The sequence below is a fragment of the Symmachiella macrocystis genome, from assembly GCF_007860075.1.
GTDB lineage: Bacteria > Planctomycetota > Planctomycetia > Planctomycetales > Planctomycetaceae > Symmachiella > Symmachiella macrocystis.
In genome coordinates, this window is sequence record NZ_SJPP01000001.1 from 1,188,667 (window position 1) to 1,205,310 (window position 16,644).

Annotated in this window: 19 protein-coding genes; 8 read left to right on the forward strand and 11 right to left on the reverse strand. The window is 56.0% G+C overall.

The genetic code is table 11. The features are described from left to right. Positions 1 to 41: 41 nt before the first annotated feature. The 4 genes from CA54_RS04565 to CA54_RS04580 all read right to left on the reverse strand — a co-directional run bounded on the left by CA54_RS04565 (position 42) and on the right by CA54_RS04580 (position 4,923). Positions 42 to 2,165, reverse strand: coding sequence for a peptidase domain-containing ABC transporter (locus tag CA54_RS04565; protein WP_146369666.1), 2,124 nt, complete (start codon positions 2,163 to 2,165; stop codon positions 42 to 44). A gap of 675 nt (positions 2,166 to 2,840) precedes the next feature. Next, positions 2,841 to 3,251 carry a YceK/YidQ family lipoprotein gene (locus CA54_RS04570; RefSeq protein WP_146369667.1) on the reverse strand — a complete coding sequence of 137 codons (411 nt, stop codon included), beginning with the start codon at positions 3,249 to 3,251 and terminating at the stop codon, positions 2,841 to 2,843. Positions 3,252 to 3,507: 256 nt separating this feature from the next. Beyond that, positions 3,508 to 4,467, reverse strand: coding sequence for an alpha/beta hydrolase (locus CA54_RS04575; RefSeq protein WP_146369668.1), 960 nt, complete (start codon positions 4,465 to 4,467; stop codon positions 3,508 to 3,510). A 153-nt stretch (positions 4,468 to 4,620) separates the two neighbouring features. After that, positions 4,621 to 4,923 (reverse strand): hypothetical protein, encoded by a 303-nt coding sequence (locus CA54_RS04580; RefSeq protein ID WP_146369669.1) that lies wholly within the window; start codon positions 4,921 to 4,923, stop codon positions 4,621 to 4,623. Here CA54_RS04580 and CA54_RS04585 point away from each other — a divergent pair. Beyond that, positions 4,922 to 5,101, forward strand: coding sequence for a hypothetical protein (locus CA54_RS04585; RefSeq protein WP_146369670.1), 180 nt, complete (start codon positions 4,922 to 4,924; stop codon positions 5,099 to 5,101). The genes CA54_RS04580 and CA54_RS04585 overlap by 2 nt on opposite strands. Here CA54_RS04585 and CA54_RS04590 read toward each other — a convergent pair. Continuing rightward, positions 5,080 to 6,006: a hypothetical protein gene (locus CA54_RS04590; RefSeq protein ID WP_197532204.1), complete on the reverse strand. Its 927-nt coding sequence runs from the start codon at positions 6,004 to 6,006 to the stop codon at positions 5,080 to 5,082. The genes CA54_RS04585 and CA54_RS04590 overlap by 22 nt on opposite strands. Positions 6,007 to 6,120: 114 nt before the next feature. Beyond that, the gene (locus CA54_RS04595; RefSeq protein WP_146369671.1) at positions 6,121 to 7,509 is read right to left on the reverse strand and encodes an RtcB family protein; all 1,389 of its coding nucleotides are present in this window, start codon (positions 7,507 to 7,509) and stop codon (positions 6,121 to 6,123) included. Between the two features lie 222 nt (positions 7,510 to 7,731). On the opposite strand from CA54_RS04595, the gene CA54_RS04600 reads away from it, so the two are divergent. The 7 genes from CA54_RS04600 (at position 7,732) to CA54_RS04630 (ending at position 12,479) form a co-directional block, all read left to right on the forward strand. Then, the gene (locus CA54_RS04600) at positions 7,732 to 8,580 is read left to right on the forward strand and encodes a hypothetical protein (RefSeq protein WP_146369672.1); all 849 of its coding nucleotides are present in this window, start codon (positions 7,732 to 7,734) and stop codon (positions 8,578 to 8,580) included. A gap of 164 nt (positions 8,581 to 8,744) precedes the next feature. Beyond that, positions 8,745 to 9,026: a type II toxin-antitoxin system ParD family antitoxin gene (locus CA54_RS04605; RefSeq protein WP_197532205.1), complete on the forward strand. Its 282-nt coding sequence runs from the start codon at positions 8,745 to 8,747 to the stop codon at positions 9,024 to 9,026. Then, positions 9,023 to 9,322 carry a type II toxin-antitoxin system RelE/ParE family toxin gene (locus CA54_RS04610; RefSeq protein ID WP_146369673.1) on the forward strand — a complete coding sequence of 100 codons (300 nt, stop codon included), beginning with the start codon at positions 9,023 to 9,025 and terminating at the stop codon, positions 9,320 to 9,322. The genes CA54_RS04605 and CA54_RS04610 overlap by 4 nt, the downstream gene beginning before the upstream one ends. 79 nt (positions 9,323 to 9,401) lie before the next feature. Beyond that, positions 9,402 to 9,728, forward strand: coding sequence for a hypothetical protein (locus tag CA54_RS04615; protein ID WP_146369674.1), 327 nt, complete (start codon positions 9,402 to 9,404; stop codon positions 9,726 to 9,728). 30 nt (positions 9,729 to 9,758) lie between these two features. Further along, on the forward strand, positions 9,759 to 10,754 hold the full coding sequence (locus CA54_RS04620) for an endonuclease/exonuclease/phosphatase family protein (RefSeq protein ID WP_146369675.1): 996 nt from the start codon (positions 9,759 to 9,761) through the stop codon (positions 10,752 to 10,754). A gap of 170 nt (positions 10,755 to 10,924) precedes the next feature. After that, on the forward strand, positions 10,925 to 11,161 hold the full coding sequence (locus tag CA54_RS04625) for a SlyX family protein (protein WP_146369676.1): 237 nt from the start codon (positions 10,925 to 10,927) through the stop codon (positions 11,159 to 11,161). 142 nt (positions 11,162 to 11,303) lie between these two features. Further along, on the forward strand, positions 11,304 to 12,479 hold the full coding sequence (locus CA54_RS04630; protein ID WP_231962962.1) for a M20 family metallopeptidase: 1,176 nt from the start codon (positions 11,304 to 11,306) through the stop codon (positions 12,477 to 12,479). A gap of 114 nt (positions 12,480 to 12,593) precedes the next feature. Here CA54_RS04630 and CA54_RS04635 read toward each other — a convergent pair whose 3' ends face one another. The 5 genes from CA54_RS04635 to ffh all read right to left on the reverse strand — a co-directional run bounded on the left by CA54_RS04635 (position 12,594) and on the right by ffh (position 16,538). Beyond that, the gene (locus CA54_RS04635) at positions 12,594 to 12,989 is read right to left on the reverse strand and encodes a YraN family protein (protein WP_146369677.1); all 396 of its coding nucleotides are present in this window, start codon (positions 12,987 to 12,989) and stop codon (positions 12,594 to 12,596) included. Positions 12,990 to 13,146: 157 nt separating this feature from the next. After that, the gene (rplS, locus tag CA54_RS04640) at positions 13,147 to 13,506 is read right to left on the reverse strand and encodes a 50S ribosomal protein L19 (RefSeq protein ID WP_146369678.1); all 360 of its coding nucleotides are present in this window, start codon (positions 13,504 to 13,506) and stop codon (positions 13,147 to 13,149) included. Between the two features lie 111 nt (positions 13,507 to 13,617). Then, on the reverse strand, positions 13,618 to 14,298 hold the full coding sequence (gene trmD / locus CA54_RS04645) for a tRNA (guanosine(37)-N1)-methyltransferase TrmD (RefSeq protein ID WP_146369679.1): 681 nt from the start codon (positions 14,296 to 14,298) through the stop codon (positions 13,618 to 13,620). Between the two features lie 75 nt (positions 14,299 to 14,373). Beyond that, a complete protein-coding gene (gene rpsP / locus CA54_RS04650) occupies positions 14,374 to 14,781 on the reverse strand; it encodes a 30S ribosomal protein S16 (RefSeq protein ID WP_146369680.1) in 408 nt (135 codons plus the stop codon). A 266-nt stretch (positions 14,782 to 15,047) separates the two neighbouring features. After that, a complete protein-coding gene (gene ffh, locus CA54_RS04655) occupies positions 15,048 to 16,538 on the reverse strand; it encodes a signal recognition particle protein (RefSeq protein ID WP_146369681.1) in 1,491 nt (496 codons plus the stop codon). Positions 16,539 to 16,644 lie beyond the last annotated feature (106 nt).

Sequence of the window (16,644 nt, forward strand, 5' to 3'; positions counted from 1 at the left end):
TATCAGGCGTAACTGTCGTGACGGGCATTCAAAGGTCCAATTCAAGATTTAATCGGCGATGACTGTGACTTCAGATCGATGCGATTCATGCAACGCCGCGCGAGCGACTCACGCCCTGTGGCAATAATGATGGTCCAGGGCTGCTCCGGGGCTAACAGGAAATCCAAAACCAACTCAAGCTCTTCATCAGGAAGCGCGTCCAATACGCCGTCAATCAACAAGAGTCCCGGGCGCCCCACAACCGCCCGTGCGATTGTCAACCGGCGGCATTGATTTTCAGTCAGCGGAGAGCCACTGCTGCTCATTGCGGTTTCTCGGCTTTCGTCAAGCTCTAGGATTGGCTCAAGCAGGCCGAGGTGTTGGAGTGTCTCACGGACATCGTTCGATGAAACATCTTCACGATGGAGATGCACGTTTTCATCGATTGTGGCATGGAAAACCTCGTTATTGCGAACGATCGCCACTCGTTCTCTAAAGACATCGGGACGCAGGTCACTGGGATCGAATCCATCCAGCGTTAAGTGCCCCGCCGTGGGAGACCTTAGCCCACCGATCAGGTCGACCAGCGTACTCTTTCCGCTATTTGAAGGACCAAAGATTCCCAGACTTGTTGCCGGGGGAATTTTAAAAGAGACAGAATCAACGACTGCAGGTCGACCCGGCCACGCATACGAAACGGCATTCAGATGGACGTCGATCGGCCCCTGTTGTCCAACACCCAACATACCACTTTGACGTTCGATCGGCAGATCAAACAGCACGCCCAACTTGTCGACCGAGGCCAACAGGTCATAAAAACTCTCCATGTGTTTGCCTAGTTTTGCAAATGCTCCCACAATCATCGTGACAATCAGTTCCGCCGCCACAAGTTGCCCCAGCGTCAGCTCGTTGTTGATTACCAGCCAACCCCCGATTCCGAGCAACACCGTGCTGGCGACGGCCTGCAGGCCCAAGGCAAACAAAATCTGCCGCATCAAAATACGAAAGTGAGATTTCCTGGCTGACAGATATTCGTGAATGAATCGATCGGCCCGCTCCAATGCAAACTCAGTCCCTCCGTCGTTGCGGAAGGTGCTCGGACAGCGCGCGATGTCTTCCAACCAAGCAGCCATATAGTATTTGTGTTTCGACTCCTTCACAGAACTAGCAACCGCACCACGACCGAGCACGAGAATAATGAAAGCAATGGAAGCCAGAAGCACAATGTCAAAACCGAGCAACCATGGATGATAAAAAGCCAGGACGGCCATGCCGATGACCGCCGTCAATATTAATCCCAGGCCGTCTAGCAGCAGTTGAGCCGCCACCTTTTGAACCGTAACGATGTCAAAAAAACGATTGACCAGTTCCGGGATATAATGTCCATCCGTCGCTTCCGCTTCGACACGCGGCAGACGATACGCCAAGTCCGCTGCCACCCGTGCAAACAATCGTCTTTGAATGATCTCGACGACGTATGTCTGCAGAGCGCGCACCGCCGCCAGGAATCCAAGAAAGGTAAACAGGATCAAAGCCAAAACGACCACAGGCTGCAGAAACCGGCCGAAGGCAACCGTATTCACCAGGGCTTCAATCGCAATGGGTGTCGCCAGCATGAGCAAGCCGACCACAAAAGCGAACACCAACACAATCCAAAGGTCGGACCACTCCGGCAACATCAAATGTCGCAGCCGATCCAGCGGTGCAATGTGTGCCCCCCCGTTGGGATGTTCGCCGGTTTGCGGTTCCAAGACGATGCATCGTATTTTCCCATCCTTGGCAAGTGATGTCAGAGAGCGTTTCAGCGATCGCACAGAGATGCGTTTTTCTTGCACGGTCTGCGCAGCGGAAGCCATCTGAATGCGCCGTCGGCTCTTCCCCAGCACCGCCAACCATTCCGACTTCGGCTCATCACGGTATGTGACCAGCCGCGCACCATCCTCAACCAGCGACAGCGCTTCCTCAACCGTACAATCAAGCGTTCGAGCCCGAAGGCCCAGGCTTTTGGCAGCTTCGTTGAACCACTTCCACCACAAACGATGTACGTCACCCGGCCAAGCACGCATCACTTCGCTCAACACGCGTCGCGCAGCATTCCGTTCGTGAACTGGGTTGCTGTGTGTAAACTGCTCAAGGATCCAGGCTCCCCCTGCAATCTTCTCTGCCCGCTCATCACCGCTCATCATCGCGCCTCGTACCGATTAAATTGTGCCAGAACACCCAGAGAAAGCTGGAGAATGAATTTCCTGGAAACATAAAAAAGTCGCTGACGCGTCATCCGGCGTGCGTGTGCGCACAGAATTATGACGCGCGGTTGGCTCAACAGCGCAATCTCGTCTCAAACGACACAGGCTGCCTCCGAGAGATCCCGATTGACCGGCACGTCTAATCACAATGATTTCGCTCACTGCCGCTCTGAGAAAACAATGTCACTCTGTCTATTTGGTTCCGATACCGTCCTCCTCCAAGACAGCTGGGGCGGCTTGGACGGGATTTTAGTACTATTAACTTATAGGCAGGAACATGGGATTCGTCAAATAGATAGTTTGAGCACAACGCATCGAATAAACCGATGCATTCACACGATGCGCATCCCCCGTAAACCGTTATGAGATAAAAGCTAACGGCAAGCCCGCAATGGGAGGCCGTATCTCCCTGAATCTAAGATGACCCAGAAACCTGCATTGACTGCGTTTCACTCGACAGCTCACCAGGACACAAGCAATGCCAAGGAGCTGGAGCAGACCCATCTCAGAAAACCAGCCCCCCCAACAATTCAATCCTCTTGAAAGCAAGCTCACAAGTCGCCCCCATTCCAGCTTCCACTCAACCGGGATCGTGCAGTTGTGGGCTGGCGGCAGTCACGGATCGGATTCAATTTGTGGATGCTGTGCGACATCGACGCTCGATTCATCCGCCGACTCTTGCAGCACTCCGATGACGTACGGAAGGGTTATGGTATCGGCGACGAACGACAGCACCGGGTCGACCACAGCAAAGTAACCGAGCGCCGTCATACCGCCGGCAACGCTGATTGGATCCTCCAAAATTTGGGTAGACAGGCGGTCAGAATTGTCTTGGGCATCACCGTCCGTTTCGGAATCGTTGAAGCCTGCGTAGACCCAATCAAAGTCATTCCGCACGCCACCATAAACACGAACTGGCTTAAATCCAGGTGGGGAAAGGAATGCGTACTGCTGCCCCTCAAGGTTGGCCATTGTGCCACACCCCGCAACACTCAACGTCAGGATGACCGCTAGTAGGATGCGCATGGGGGTTTCGCGAGAGATGAGAAGGAGAGAAGCGGAGTTTACAGCGTGAAGCCAAATACGGGAATATGAACCTCGCTCAGAACCTCAACCTTTTCACCATCAACCACTTGCGCTGGGTGGAGCGACCGCGAAGCGACCCGGTGCCGTAGGCACAAGTCGCCGCGCCGCCATCGCACCGTGAACAATCCCACGCGCTCGGCACAAACGTCTTGTCGCTACGCGACCCGGGTCTTCATCATCTCGAATTCATTCGCGATTAGTTTCCCTTGAGCTTCGCAATGAAAAACTGCTCAACCGAGCGATACGGCGACTTTGATCCGGGATAGTCCAAATTGGCTTCGACGCCGAGTTCGTCCATATTCTTCTTTAGTTCCAAACCGAACACGACATGATGGCCCTGGAAACTGATTGCGGCACGCGGGTTGCCTGGCGTGGGGACCGGCACCGGGGCATTCGGAGTCATCGCATAATGCATGTAGATGGGCGGATCGTCTTTCGTGATCAGCGAGAGCGCCGAAACGTCGACCATTCGCTTGAGAAACTCTTCGCGGGTCTCGACGCCGAACATGGCGTGGAAATCACGATGCGGTTTGTCGTACTCCGGAATGTGATCGACCCACCATTGGTAGTCCCGGCTGGTTTGCCCATCCCGCGTCGCCACGCACGTCAACCGGGTAGATTGCCGCTCCACGGGATCGTCGCTGTGCGGGTCGGCCATCTCTTCATGAAAGGCTAGATACATGGCGATTTGAGCCCCGGCGGAACCACCCCAAGCGGAGACTCGTGAAGCGTCGATGCTCCAGTCCGCCGCTTTTGTGCGCAGAAACTGAACCGCCCGCCGGCTATCGTGAAACGCGGCCGGCAGCGGTTTGTGCTGGATCAGCCGATAGTTCGCCGCCGCCACAGAAATCTTCGCATCCAGCAACGCTCTGACCGTCACCGGCCATTTCTTGACAATTTTGCTTTTGTCGAAGACACCGAATCCGCCGCCATGAAAGTAAATCGCCAACGGCGTCGGCGCGTCCGATTTCGCCTGCCAGAAGTCGAACACGTTGCGTTTGTGCGGACCGTAGGAAACGTTCGTCAATGTGGGCGGCGGCATTTCGTCGTCGGCGAAACACGACCCGTTAAGCAAGACCACGAAGGTAGCCAAGCTGGCAGCGGCAATTTTGAAGTAGCCATTGGAGGCTGATTTGTTGCGAGGAAAGTTCGGCATTTCGGCATTCCAATGAACGGGCTCTCACGATTTTCGCAACGTGTCTCAGTACTCAACCCGGCCGTACCGACCGGGCTGCCCTGCACGGTTTTCAATGTAAATGTGCTACCACAAATCACGCAAGTCAATGACACCATGTGGGGATGCGTATGCCTAATGATTGATCCATATACCAAAAGGAATTGCGGCTACATCAAACAGAACGATCATGGTTACTAAAGCGACAGAAAGTTTGTTCAGTTTCGATCGTCGAAGGTAAAGAACCAGTTTATAAAGGCAGACCGCGACGCCGCTACCTAGGACAGTGCCGCCGACTATTTCGAATATCGGCTGTTTGACACCATAAAATGCTTCAGCTCCGGCGCTAAATAGAAAGCCGAACATTAAAACTAAGAAGGCGACGCTGACGGTAAGAACGTCCTTCAAAGGATCAGTCGAAGTGGGTGTTAGTTTCATGGCGAATCACATGCCGATCGTCTGGCCGCGAACCGGCCTAGTGCGGCAGGCACAAGAAGCTGTGCGATCCGCGTTCCTGAACCAAGCAAACACACATGGCAAAAACATCTTGTCGCTGCGCGCCCCAGCCGGGGGCAAGGGACGGTGGTGGGTGTTTCATGTGTCGATCATCGCATAATCCGTACGGGGAGCCCACGCCCCCTTACCCAAGAACTGCGCGACGCGATCGCACAGTGAAACGCCGCATGTCTCAACCAATGCTGCATGGCTGGCATCGGAATAGTTGGCCGAATTCAAAAAACGCGAAATCTGTTCCGGGTAGTCGGACATCAGGTTACGAAAAAGTATCTGCGCAAGATGATAGCTTAGCTCCTGGCCCTCGTCGGGCGAATGGAACGACTCGCCCGACCAAAACGCATCCATCGTCTCCGCGTTCCAGTAGTCGCGATGCATGCGCATCGTTTCGCGGTCGACTATGAAATAAGAACCGCCCACAACGATGTCTTCGATGACCTGCGTCACCCCCTCGTTCAGCCAGAGCGGCAACGGCAAGTGACGCAGAAGTGCGTGCGTCATTTCATGAGCAATAGTGCGCTCAGGATCGCCTGCAGGTGCCATGCACATAGCCATGTGGCCATATCCATGATCGAGAAACATGCCGCCGGATAACCCGAATTCCCCTTCGTCCGGATAAAAATCAGCAACGTAATCGTAGTAGGTACCCGCGTTCGCAAAGGCGAACAGTACATATTTGCCGTAGCCTTCTTCACGTGCAACGTCTGCCAGACTATCGAGAATGATTCGCCGAGCGGACTCACAACAGTCAAGCAGGCGTTCCGCCGACGGCGAGTCGCCGCTAGAGAGCACCATGAATTCGGGCGTTTCACTGCGCGTGTAACCGGACGGCAACACTTCAATCAACGCATCCAACCAATCGCGCGCCAACTGCGTGAACACCTCATTGAGGTCCGCATCGCCACTCACGTTCGCATCGACCCAATCGAAAATCGTACGCCAATCGGGACGCGGAAGCCCGCAGCGAGCTTCGAGCGCGTTCGGAATTGTGGCCAGTGAGATCTGCACGACGGTGATATACGCCCCTAAAACAGGGTTTCGGCTGACAAGACGCTGCTCTGATTCTCTGTTTTTCACGCTCCGATAACAAGAAGATTTCCCTCGGCGGCCCCCAAACAAGGTTCAATCCTCCGCCCGACTCCCATCGCCGCACATCTTCACAATCTTCGGATCAAACCGCGCCACAATATCGACCAAGTCTTGCTGCTCGCGCATCACGTCGTCGATGTTTTTGTACACGCCGGGAACTTCGTCGGCGCCGGCGGAGAGGATGGTGATCCCCTTGGCCGCCAAGTCCTTCTTCACCGCTTTGAAGTTGTACATGTCCTTCGCTTGCGTCCGCGACATGCGGCGGCCGGCGCCGTGGCTGGCGGAGTCGAAACTTTCCGGGTGCCCTTTGCCGCGGACGACGTAGGCCGGATCGGCCATCGAACCGGGAATCACACCCAACACACCCGCCCCCGCCGGCGTCGCTCCCTTGCGATGTACAATCAACTCCTTGCCGCCGTGCATCTCCTTCCAGGCAAAGTTGTGGTGGTTCTCCACCCCGGCAATCACCGCAGCTCCCAACAGGTCCGAGACGAGCCGGTGGATGACCGCATGGTTGGCAGCGGCGTATTCGCCCATCAGGTTCATTGCCGCCCAGTACTCCTGCCCCGCCTCGGAATCCATGTCCAGCCACGCCAAGCGTTGCACATCTTCGTAACGCTTCGGCAAACGCTTGCGAGCGATGCTGCTATAAACATTGCAGACCGACGCCCCCGCCCCACGGCTCCCGCTATGGCTGAGCAGCGCGACGTATTCCCCCGCATCCAGACCCAATTCCTCATCGCGCACGTCGAGCGTAAACACGCCGAACTCGACGAAGTGATTCCCCGAACCGGACGTCCCGAGTTGCCTCCAGGCTTTATCCTTGTTTTCGCGGGTCACGCGACAGACCGTCCAATCTTCGTCCATCACATCATGCTGTTGCGGCCGCTGGTGCGTGGAGCCCACGCCGAACCGCGTCCCCCCCTCGATGGCGTGCTTGCAGCGATGAAACTCTTCATCCAGCGCCGCCACCGGCAGGTCGAGCACCGAGAGTTTCATACGGCAAGCGATGTCCACCCCCACCGCATACGGCACGACCGCATTGTCCAGCGCCAACACCCCGCCAATCGGCAGACCGTAACCGATATGCGCATCGGGCATCAGCGCCCCGCCGACCGCCATCGGCAACGAACAGGACTGCCGCATCTGATGATGCGCACCCGCATCGATGTCGCTCCCCCAGGTACGATACTCAATCGGCTCCGGTCGCGTGAACTCACGATCCTCGATGATGTCGCGCGCGAACTCCCCAAGGTCAACGTCCTCCACAAAATCCTCAGGCGCCGCCAACACCGCGCGCATCTGCTTTTTCATTGCCCCACCACGGACGCCGCGTTGTTTGGCCAACACCTGCACCGCCGCCAGCGCCGACTTGATACAAAAATCCGGTACCCCGATCCGCCGCAACTGCGAGTTATTCATAATTTCATCTCCCAAACGTGCCAACTTCCACTGCACACGAGTATAACAGCCCGGTTCGACACGACACGGAGAAACGCCGGAAAGTTCGCGGCGAGAGGGACATCAACAGAATTTACAAATTGACCCTGCGCGAACTTCCTGTTGTTCCGCAGGTTTGAGAAGTGTACGATTCAATCACAGATTACATCTTCACTTCTCAAGTATCTGAAAGGTCATTGCGCGATGACCGACATCTACTCGGGGTTGGCGATCCTCGTTGCGATCTCCATTGCACTATTTTTCTTGGGACTGCGGACAACCCGATCAGCAACAACCAAGCGCGTGACGTTTTTGGCGCTGGCAACGGTGTGCGCGATCGGCATCTATATTGTCTGGTTGGATGACAGCGTATTGTTGGCGCGACTGCTGCCCTTCTCCAACTTGATCGTATTGGGAAATTGGTTCTTGCCCGCCTGTGCGCTTCTGGCCGGAACGGTCTGGCGGAAACTGCCCGGCGGTGTCATGCGCCGCAGCGTTTATACAACCATATTATTGGGAGTGGGCGTCTTCGCCGTTGTTCAACCCATTTGGGGCTCGCCACCCACGTGTCATGACATGTGGCGTAACGGCGTCTGCATGCAGACCTCAAAGATCTCTTGCAGCGCGGCCTGCGCAGCGACAATCCTCAAAGCAGTCGGCATCGAAACCAACGAACAAGAGATGGCCGAACTGTGCCTCACCCGCAACGGCACGCTGTGGCAGGGATTGTATCGGGGCCTCAAACTCAAGACCGCCGGCACCGATTGGGATGTCGAAGTCTTCGCTGGCGGCGAAACTGCTTTGCGTGATCGCGAGCCTGGTCCTGTGATTCTCACGGTCGGCATCCCCCGCGGCGCAACCGTCGATCCGGTTTACACCGAAGAGTATGGCTGGACGCCGGGCGAAATGCATGCAGCACTGTTTTATCGTTTCGCCGACAACGGAAACGTCGACATGGGCGACCCCGGCATCGACGACGGTCGCGAACAGTGGTCGCGTGAGGATCTCAAAGTGTTGTATCGTAGGCGGGGGATACGTTTGGTGCAGCGTTAATAAACCGACTTGTCGCGTTTGGAGAGGTTCTTACAGACTCATGGAACAGCCACAAGCTGACTTGAATTTCTGTTGCTCCGACGGCGTGTGAGCCCTACGATGGAGTAGATACCGGTGTGCGGTCAAGACACCTGTTTACGAAGCCCAAAATGAGTGTGATGACGATGGCAACAACAATCCCCCCCGAATTGGAAGAGTTTGTCGAACGCGAAGTCGCCAGCGGCAAGTTCCGCTCGCGAGATGAGGCAATTTCTGAAGGACTGCGACTACTGAAGGAACGCGAGGAGAAACTTGACCTCCTCCGGAATGACATCCAAGCTGGACTTGACCAACTAGATCATGGTCAAGCCATTTCAATCAACGACGCAGCCGAGCATCGCAAGTTCTTCGATGACATCCAACGCCGCGGTTTGGAACGGCTTGCCGCCAAGAAAAACATGCCATGAGCCGGGGGTATCGCCTTTCGCCGCAGGCACAGTCCGATCTGGACCAAATTTGGGATTTTATTGCCGCCGACAACCCCAAAGCTGCGTCAAACGTCATCCACAAATTTGACGCGCGATTTCAAATGTTGGTGCGGCAACCACTAATTGGTGAGTCGCGCGAGGAATTGTTGTCAGGACTACGCAGTTTTCCTGTCGGGAGTTATGTGATTTATTATCGACTGCTATCGACAGGTCGCTACGCAGTTGAAATCGCGCGTGTGTTGCACGGCGCACGTGATATTCACGAGTTCTTTTGAACTCCCTTGCCCTCACCCGCCCCAAAAAATTTGCCCCCCCTCCAACTCCAAGCTATGCTTTTTTTGGAGGTACCAATTCATGGCTAAAACGTCCGTCTCGCGTTCGCATGGCTGTCCCGGGTGTGGTGGGATGGTCCAGTTTTCGACAAAATCTTGCTCGTATTGCGGATATGAGATTACCCTCACCGATCGATACGAATGGGTCAACGACTGGGTCCGCGTCAGCCTCTTCCTGGGAGCATTGATGATCGGACTGTGGACCGGGAATTTCTTATTCCATATGTCCAAGCCGTTGCTGGCGATGATGATTGCAGTCGTGATCTCGTTCTGGTACCTGTATCGACTGGTCCCAGCACAGTTCAAGGAGATTCGCAACAGACAGAAGGACTCCAACTGCGCGGGATAATCACCCCGTTTTTCCGATGCCACGAGCTGCATGTCTGAATCGCCACCTGCCGAGAATCAGCAGCCGTCGCGAACACGGCGACGACGACTTTTCATCGCCGTCGGTTTAGTCGTACTGCTAGTGATCGGACCGTACATCATCAGCCGCATCCGCAGTCCCGGCCGCCGCGTCCGCGTTTATAGTGACAGCGAACACTCAGTTCCGGCCGATGCCCTGCCCGGGCTGCTCAGCATTGTCACCTACAACATCGCCCACGGTCGCGGCGCGATTGATGACAACTGGCAGGAGTCCAACGCAGCCAAGCGCGATCGCATTGAGCAGATCGCTCAGTTCCTAGCCAAAACCAACGCCAATGTCGTGGTGCTCAACGAAGTCGACTTCGACTCCACTTGGAGCGGACACCAAAACCAAGCTGCCACCATCGCCGCCGAGGCCGGATTTGCTTATCGCGTGGAACAGCGCAATCTCGATTTTCGTTTTCTGTACGGCAGCTGGAAGTTCGGCAACGCGATCTTAAGCAAGTATCCGATCCTCGACGCCCAAGTCGTCGACCTGCCACCACATGCCGACTGGGAAGACTGGCTCGTCGGTCACAAACGCGGCGTCGTGGCCACGCTGCAACTTCCTGATGAACAGCGCGTGCGCGTCCTGGCAGTCCACCTGGAGCATCGCCGCGAGATCAATCGTGTCCGGGGAGCGAAAGCGATTGTCGACGTCGCGGAATTGTTGGAAGTCCCGTTAATAGTCGCCGGTGATTTGAATTCCACACCACCCGGTTTTCCGAACGCGAGAACAACCGCCGACGGTGAAAACGCAATGGAGATTCTACAAGAGTCCGGGCTGTTTCAATGGCGACCACGCGCGGACCCCACCCCAAGCGATATGACCTATTCCTCGACCAACCCCGTACAAATCATCGACTGGATATTGATCCCTCCGAACGCAACTTTCGTCGCTTACGAGGTGCTCGCGGGGGACCTATCCGATCATCGCGCGGTGTCCGCCACCCTACGATTTGCTGACTGACGGATGAATTTCGCCGACAAAACCGTTATGAATAGGCTAGAATCAGTTTTAAAAACCCGGTTGCGCTTGTTCTCAAACTTTCAGATCAGTATCCGTGGGTCGCGTCAGAGGATTTTGAAACAACTTGCACGGATTGTTACGTATTGCCATCTAGCTGAGCCTAAGCGACCATGTCGGACCCCACACCTGCAGCGGACCCAACTCTTGTCAACCGCGTCACCGAATTAGAAATCCTGGTGATGCACATGCAAGCGGACTTTCAAAAGGTCAATTCCGTCGTGCTGGAGCAACAGAGTGAAATCGATACACTCACCAAAAGCCTGGACCGCCTGGGATCGAAGGTCGACAAACTCGGGGAAGAACCGGAAAAACGCGACCCCCTCCAGGAACGCCCACCGCACTATTAATAGGGTGGCCGGTGGCGAGTGGCCAGTGGCCAGTGGCCAGACACTGCAGGGCGTAACATAGGATCAATCACCCCCTCCCCTCAGCTTGAATCGGCCAACCCTCACGCCTGTCCCCTCAAGCCCAATCGCGTGGAGCTTCCCCGTGCACGACCCCGTTGAGTTACTACAATCACTCGTGGCCATTCCCAGCGTTAATCCCATGGGCCGTAATGTCTCCGGACCGGAATATGGCGAAGCCCGCATGACGGCCTTTCTGGAGGATTGGTTTGCAACACTTGGCGTGACCACCGAGAAGGTTGAGGTTCTGCCGGGACGATTTAACCTGCTGGCCCGCTATGACGCCGGACCCGATCGCCGCACGATTTTATTGGATGCCCATCAAGACACCGTGCCGGTCGACGGCATGACGATTCCGCCCTTCGAACCAGTCATCAAAGAGGACAAACTCTTTGGCCGCGGCGCCTGCGATGTCAAAGGGGGCATGGCCGCCATGCTTGCCGCATTTGCCCGTTTGGTCACCCAACGTCCAGCGGAAGCTGCGAATGTCGTGATGTCCTGTTCCTGCGAAGAAGAAGCCGAAGCACTCGGCGTCAAAGATCTGGTCAAACTGTGGTCCGAGCCGGGGCGGGGAATTTCCTCTCTGAATACAGCTCCCGAAGTCGCTGTAGTTGCCGAACCAACTGACCTGGACGTTGTCGTGGCCCATCGCGGGGCGACCCGTTGGAAATTGCGAACGACCGGCCGCGCTTGTCATAGTTCGCGTCCCGACGATGGAGTGAACGCGATCTACAAAATGGGCCAAGTCCTCTCCGGCTTGGAGGCATTCGCCGCGCATCTCAAGCAGGCAATTCCCGCGCACCCCCTTTGCGGACCGGCGACCATTAGCGTGGGGCGGATCGAAGGGGGCTTGAGCGTGAACACCGTCCCGGATCGTTGCGAAATCGAAATCGACCGTCGCGTGATCCCCGGCGAAGACGGAGCCGCAGTGATCGCCGACTGCGAAGAATATCTCCGCAAAAATATCGACGTCGACTTCGAAATGCTGCCCCCTTGGATCACAGGCATCTCGTTGTCGGATGAGCACAATGGCGAATTGGCCGACCGTATGCTGGAATCTGTCGCAGCAGTCGCCGGCCCGCACAAAAAAGTCGGCGTCGCCTACGGCACAAACGCCTCACGCATCGCCGCCTCCGGCGTCCCATCCATCGTCTGCGGCCCCGGTTCAATCAACCAAGCCCATACCGAGGCGGAGTGGATCAACATCAATGAACTGCGGCAAGCGGCCGATATCTATTACCGCTTCTGCGCCGGCGAATGATTGAGTTGTAGAGTGCGAAGCGACGCACCTTCCCGTGTAGGACGCGAGACTGCCCTGTTCAAACCCGACAAGACACACGTCGTTGAATCAGAAATCCTACATAACTAAAAATGATCAAGAAAACATCTGCCCCGTCCCCACCGGCGGAAACGCATTTTGGAAATGCTGCAAGTCCGGGGTGTGGCCTGCTTCGGGCCAGATGATGGCAATCACATCAAACCGCGAGCGAGCCTCTAATAGGCCGTGCTGTTTGAGATACGCCAAGGCAACGCGCGTCAGTTGGCCTTGCTTGGTGCGATCAACCGCTTCGGCGGGATGGCCGGCGGCGGTGCTCTTGCGGGTCTTCACTTCGACGAAAACCAGACAGTCTCCATCGCGTGCAATGATGTCGACTTCGCCGTAGCGATTGGTGTGTTGCCGGGCGATGATCGTGTAGCCCAGGCCGCGCAGATATCGGGCGGCGCGCCGCTCGCCTCGATTTCCGAATGCTCTAGCCCACCAGCCTCGCATGCCGATCCCCCAGCGTGCTCGAGGGTTCTAACAGTCCATTTGATTACGCGGCGGCTCACAGGCTCGGGTGCCACTGCTGGCTTGTCCAGCAGTGAATGCGCGTTTGACCTTCTACACTGGCGGACAAGCCGCCAGTGACACCCAGCTGTAACAACGACTATTGCTTTTTCTTGGGACGACGTTCCGCCAAACGTGTCGCTTTACCTACACGATCGCGGAGGTAGTACAGCTTGGCTCGGCGGGTGCGGCCGTGACGCAGGACGTCCAACTTGGCGATTTTGGGGGAATGTACTGGGAAGGTCCGTTCGACCCCTTCACCAGCGACAATGCGGCGAACCGTAAAGGTCTCCCGCGTGCCGCCACCGCGACGGGCGATCACCACGCCGTTGAAAATTTGAATCCGCTCCTTATCCCCTTCGAGGATCCGCGTATGCACGTCCACGGTGTCGCCGATTTCAAATTCCAGCGGTTCTACCCGCAAACTAGATTCTTCGACGGCTTTGAGCAATTGATCCATGACTCGATCCCTTAGTATTAACGTTTCGCTTATCGAATGCCGTAGACCAGTCTGTTTTGGCCACAGGTCCACGGTCTATTTAGTTTGTTTGCCGTTTAGTTAGTTCGCAGTTCAGTCCAGCAAATCGCTACGACGTTCTTGAGTCCGCTTGAGACTCTCTTGTTCGCGCCAACGGGCGATCTCCTGATGATTGCCGCTCAACAACACATCGGGAACTTTCATCCCCCGAAACTCACGCGGCCTGGTGTATTGCGGATACTCCAGACGGCCCGAATCGGAAAACGAATCGTATTTGCTGCTGGTCTCGTCGCCGAGCACATCGGGGACCAGACGAATCACCGCGTCGATCACCAACATGGCCGGGACCTCGCCACCGTTACAGATGAAATCTCCCGCAGAGACTTCCAACGGCTGCAAACCTTCCCGAATTCTGTCGTCAAATCCTTCATAGCGGCCGCACAATAACAGCAGCCGTTCTTCTTCTGCTAACTCTGATACCAATTGTTGATCCAACTGCCGTCCTTGCGGACTGAGCATGATCAGCCGACCCGGTTGAGGAGCCGCTTGTTGCACCGCTTCGACGCAATCAAACGTCGGCTCGCAGGCAATCAACATCCCCGGTCCGCCGCCGTATGGCTTGTCATCCACCGACTTGTGAACACCGGTTGCCCAATCTCGGATGTTCCACCGCTGGATGTCCACCAACCCCGCGTCGATCGCCTTTTTCAGCAGACTCTGCTGCAAATAGCTCTCAAACAGACCGGGAAACAACGTCAGAATATCGAACCGCATATCAGGCAATCACTGTTCGATTTTCAACTGTTTGATTTCCGCTCCAAGATCCTCAACCGCAGCCACCCGCACGAATTACTCGGCGGCTGTTTCTCCGGCGGCTGCTTCCGCCGGAGCTTCCTCAGCGCCTTCGGCGGCTGCTTCAGTCGTTTCCGCTTCAGCGGCGACTTCCGGTTCCGGTTCGGGCAGCGGCTTGGGAGCCGTCAATGGCGGCGGAGTCTTCACAGCTCCGAATTTGTTCAACTTGATCTTCTTAATCAAGGCCTGCACGTTTTCCGAGGGTTGTGCACCGACGGAGACCCAATAGTCGACCCGCTCCATGTTCAGCGAAACCCGCTGCGACTTGTCGCGAATCATGGGATCGTAAGTACCGATGTCCTCGATGGACTTACCGTTACGCTGTTTCCGTTGGTCGATCACACAGATGCGATAAAACGGGCGGTGTCGCCGTCCCAATCGCTTCATCCGAATACGAACTGCCACGCACTTCTCCTTAGACTCTGATATTTATGCCGAAACGTATGTTAATGGAGCCACCGCTCTAGTCATTCGCAACGCGAATTCTTAAAGGGGGCGCGTTGATATCTGTTCTTACGGACCGTCTCCACAAGGAAACGCTAATTTCAACGAATTCCGCGCGAAACAGCAACCCATCAGGGGCCGAGAACCGCAATTTTCGTCAAATGCGCCGCCTCGAACCCTTTTCAGCCCCACCTTGAGCCATCGCACAGATCCGGTTCTCGCCCAAATTACCGTTTGCGATTCCTTTTTTTCTGCTGTTTAGCGTTTTTGCGCTGTTTCTTCTTCAATTGCTGGATCTTGCGTTTGTCCTGCGGTCCCCGTTTGCTGCGCTGCTTGGTCTGGTGAATCTGGGCCCCGGGATTCATCAGGCCTCCCTCGCCCAGCTCTTTGACCGCCCGCATCCGCTCACGAATCGACATTCCGGCCATCTTTGACATCATGCCCTGCATGCCGCCGAAGTCTTTGAGCAGCTTATTGACGTCCGCCGGGTCAACACCGGAACCTTTCGCAATCCGCCTGCGACGACTGATGTCGATCACGTCCGGGTTGCTCCGTTCGTGCGGCGTCATCGACTGAATGATCCCTTCGATCTGTTTCATATCCTCGTCGGGATTCATGTCGCCCATCGCTTCGACCGCGCCCCCCATGCCGGGAATCATCTTCATGACCTCCCCCATCGGGCCCAGTTTTTTCATCTGCTTCATTGTGGAGAGGAAAGTATCGAGCGTGAATTTCCCCTCACGCATCTTCTCCTCAGCCGCTTCCATCTCTTCTTGGTCGAATTTGGACTGTGCCTCTTCTACCAGCGACCGCATGTCTCCCATCCCCAAAATCCGCTCTGCCATGCGGTCGGGATGAAATTCCTGCAATTTATCGAGTTGTTCGCCAACCCCGACATACTTAATAGGCACGCCGGTCACGTGCTTGACGCTCAATGCCGCTCCACCGCGCGCGTCGCCATCGAGCTTGGTGAGAATCACACCGTCCAGTTCCAACGCCTCGTTAAAGGCTTTGGCCGAATTGACCGCGTCCTGTCCCGTCATCGCATCGCAGACAAACAACACTTGCTTGGGATGCAACCGGTTGTCGATCTGCTCCAGCTCTTTCATCAAGTCGTCGTCGATGTGCAACCGGCCGGCGGTATCAAGGATCAACGTGTCGATATTCCCCGCCGCCTTGGCCGCTTTCAGCCCGTTGCGACAGACGTTAACCGCCGAGTTGCCTTGCGGATCCTCAAAGTGCACCGGCACATCGAGTTGGCCGCCTAGGGTCTTGAGTTGTTCAATCGCCGCCGGACGTTGCAAGTCGGCCGCCACCATCATCGGGCGACGTCCGCTGTTCATCAAAATGCGAGACAACTTGCCGCAGGTGGTCGTCTTCCCGCTCCCCTGCAAGCCGCAGAGCATGATGACCGTGACTTCGTCCTTGCTCCCCAGATGCAAAGAATGATCGACCGGCCCCATCAGGTGGATCAACTCTTCATAGACCACGCCGACCAGCTGTTGGCCGGGATTGATTGAGTTGAGCACCTTCCGACCGATCGCATTTTCCGTCACGCGGTCGGTGAAACTTTTAGCCACATCGTAAGCAACATCCGCTTCGAGCAGTGCCTGCCGGACTTGCCCGAGACTATCCGCGATGTTTTTGTCGGTGAGTTTCGTTTGGCCGCGCAACGCATCCAGAGCGCCGGTCAAACCCTGAGTGATACTCTCAAACATCGCAAATCCCACATTTCCCTATAGGCAAAAAACGATCGCCGCTTTCCCACAGGGTAAGGCTCGGGAGCAGCGAAAACAGACGTGAACCGGCCTTAGAGGCCAGCAA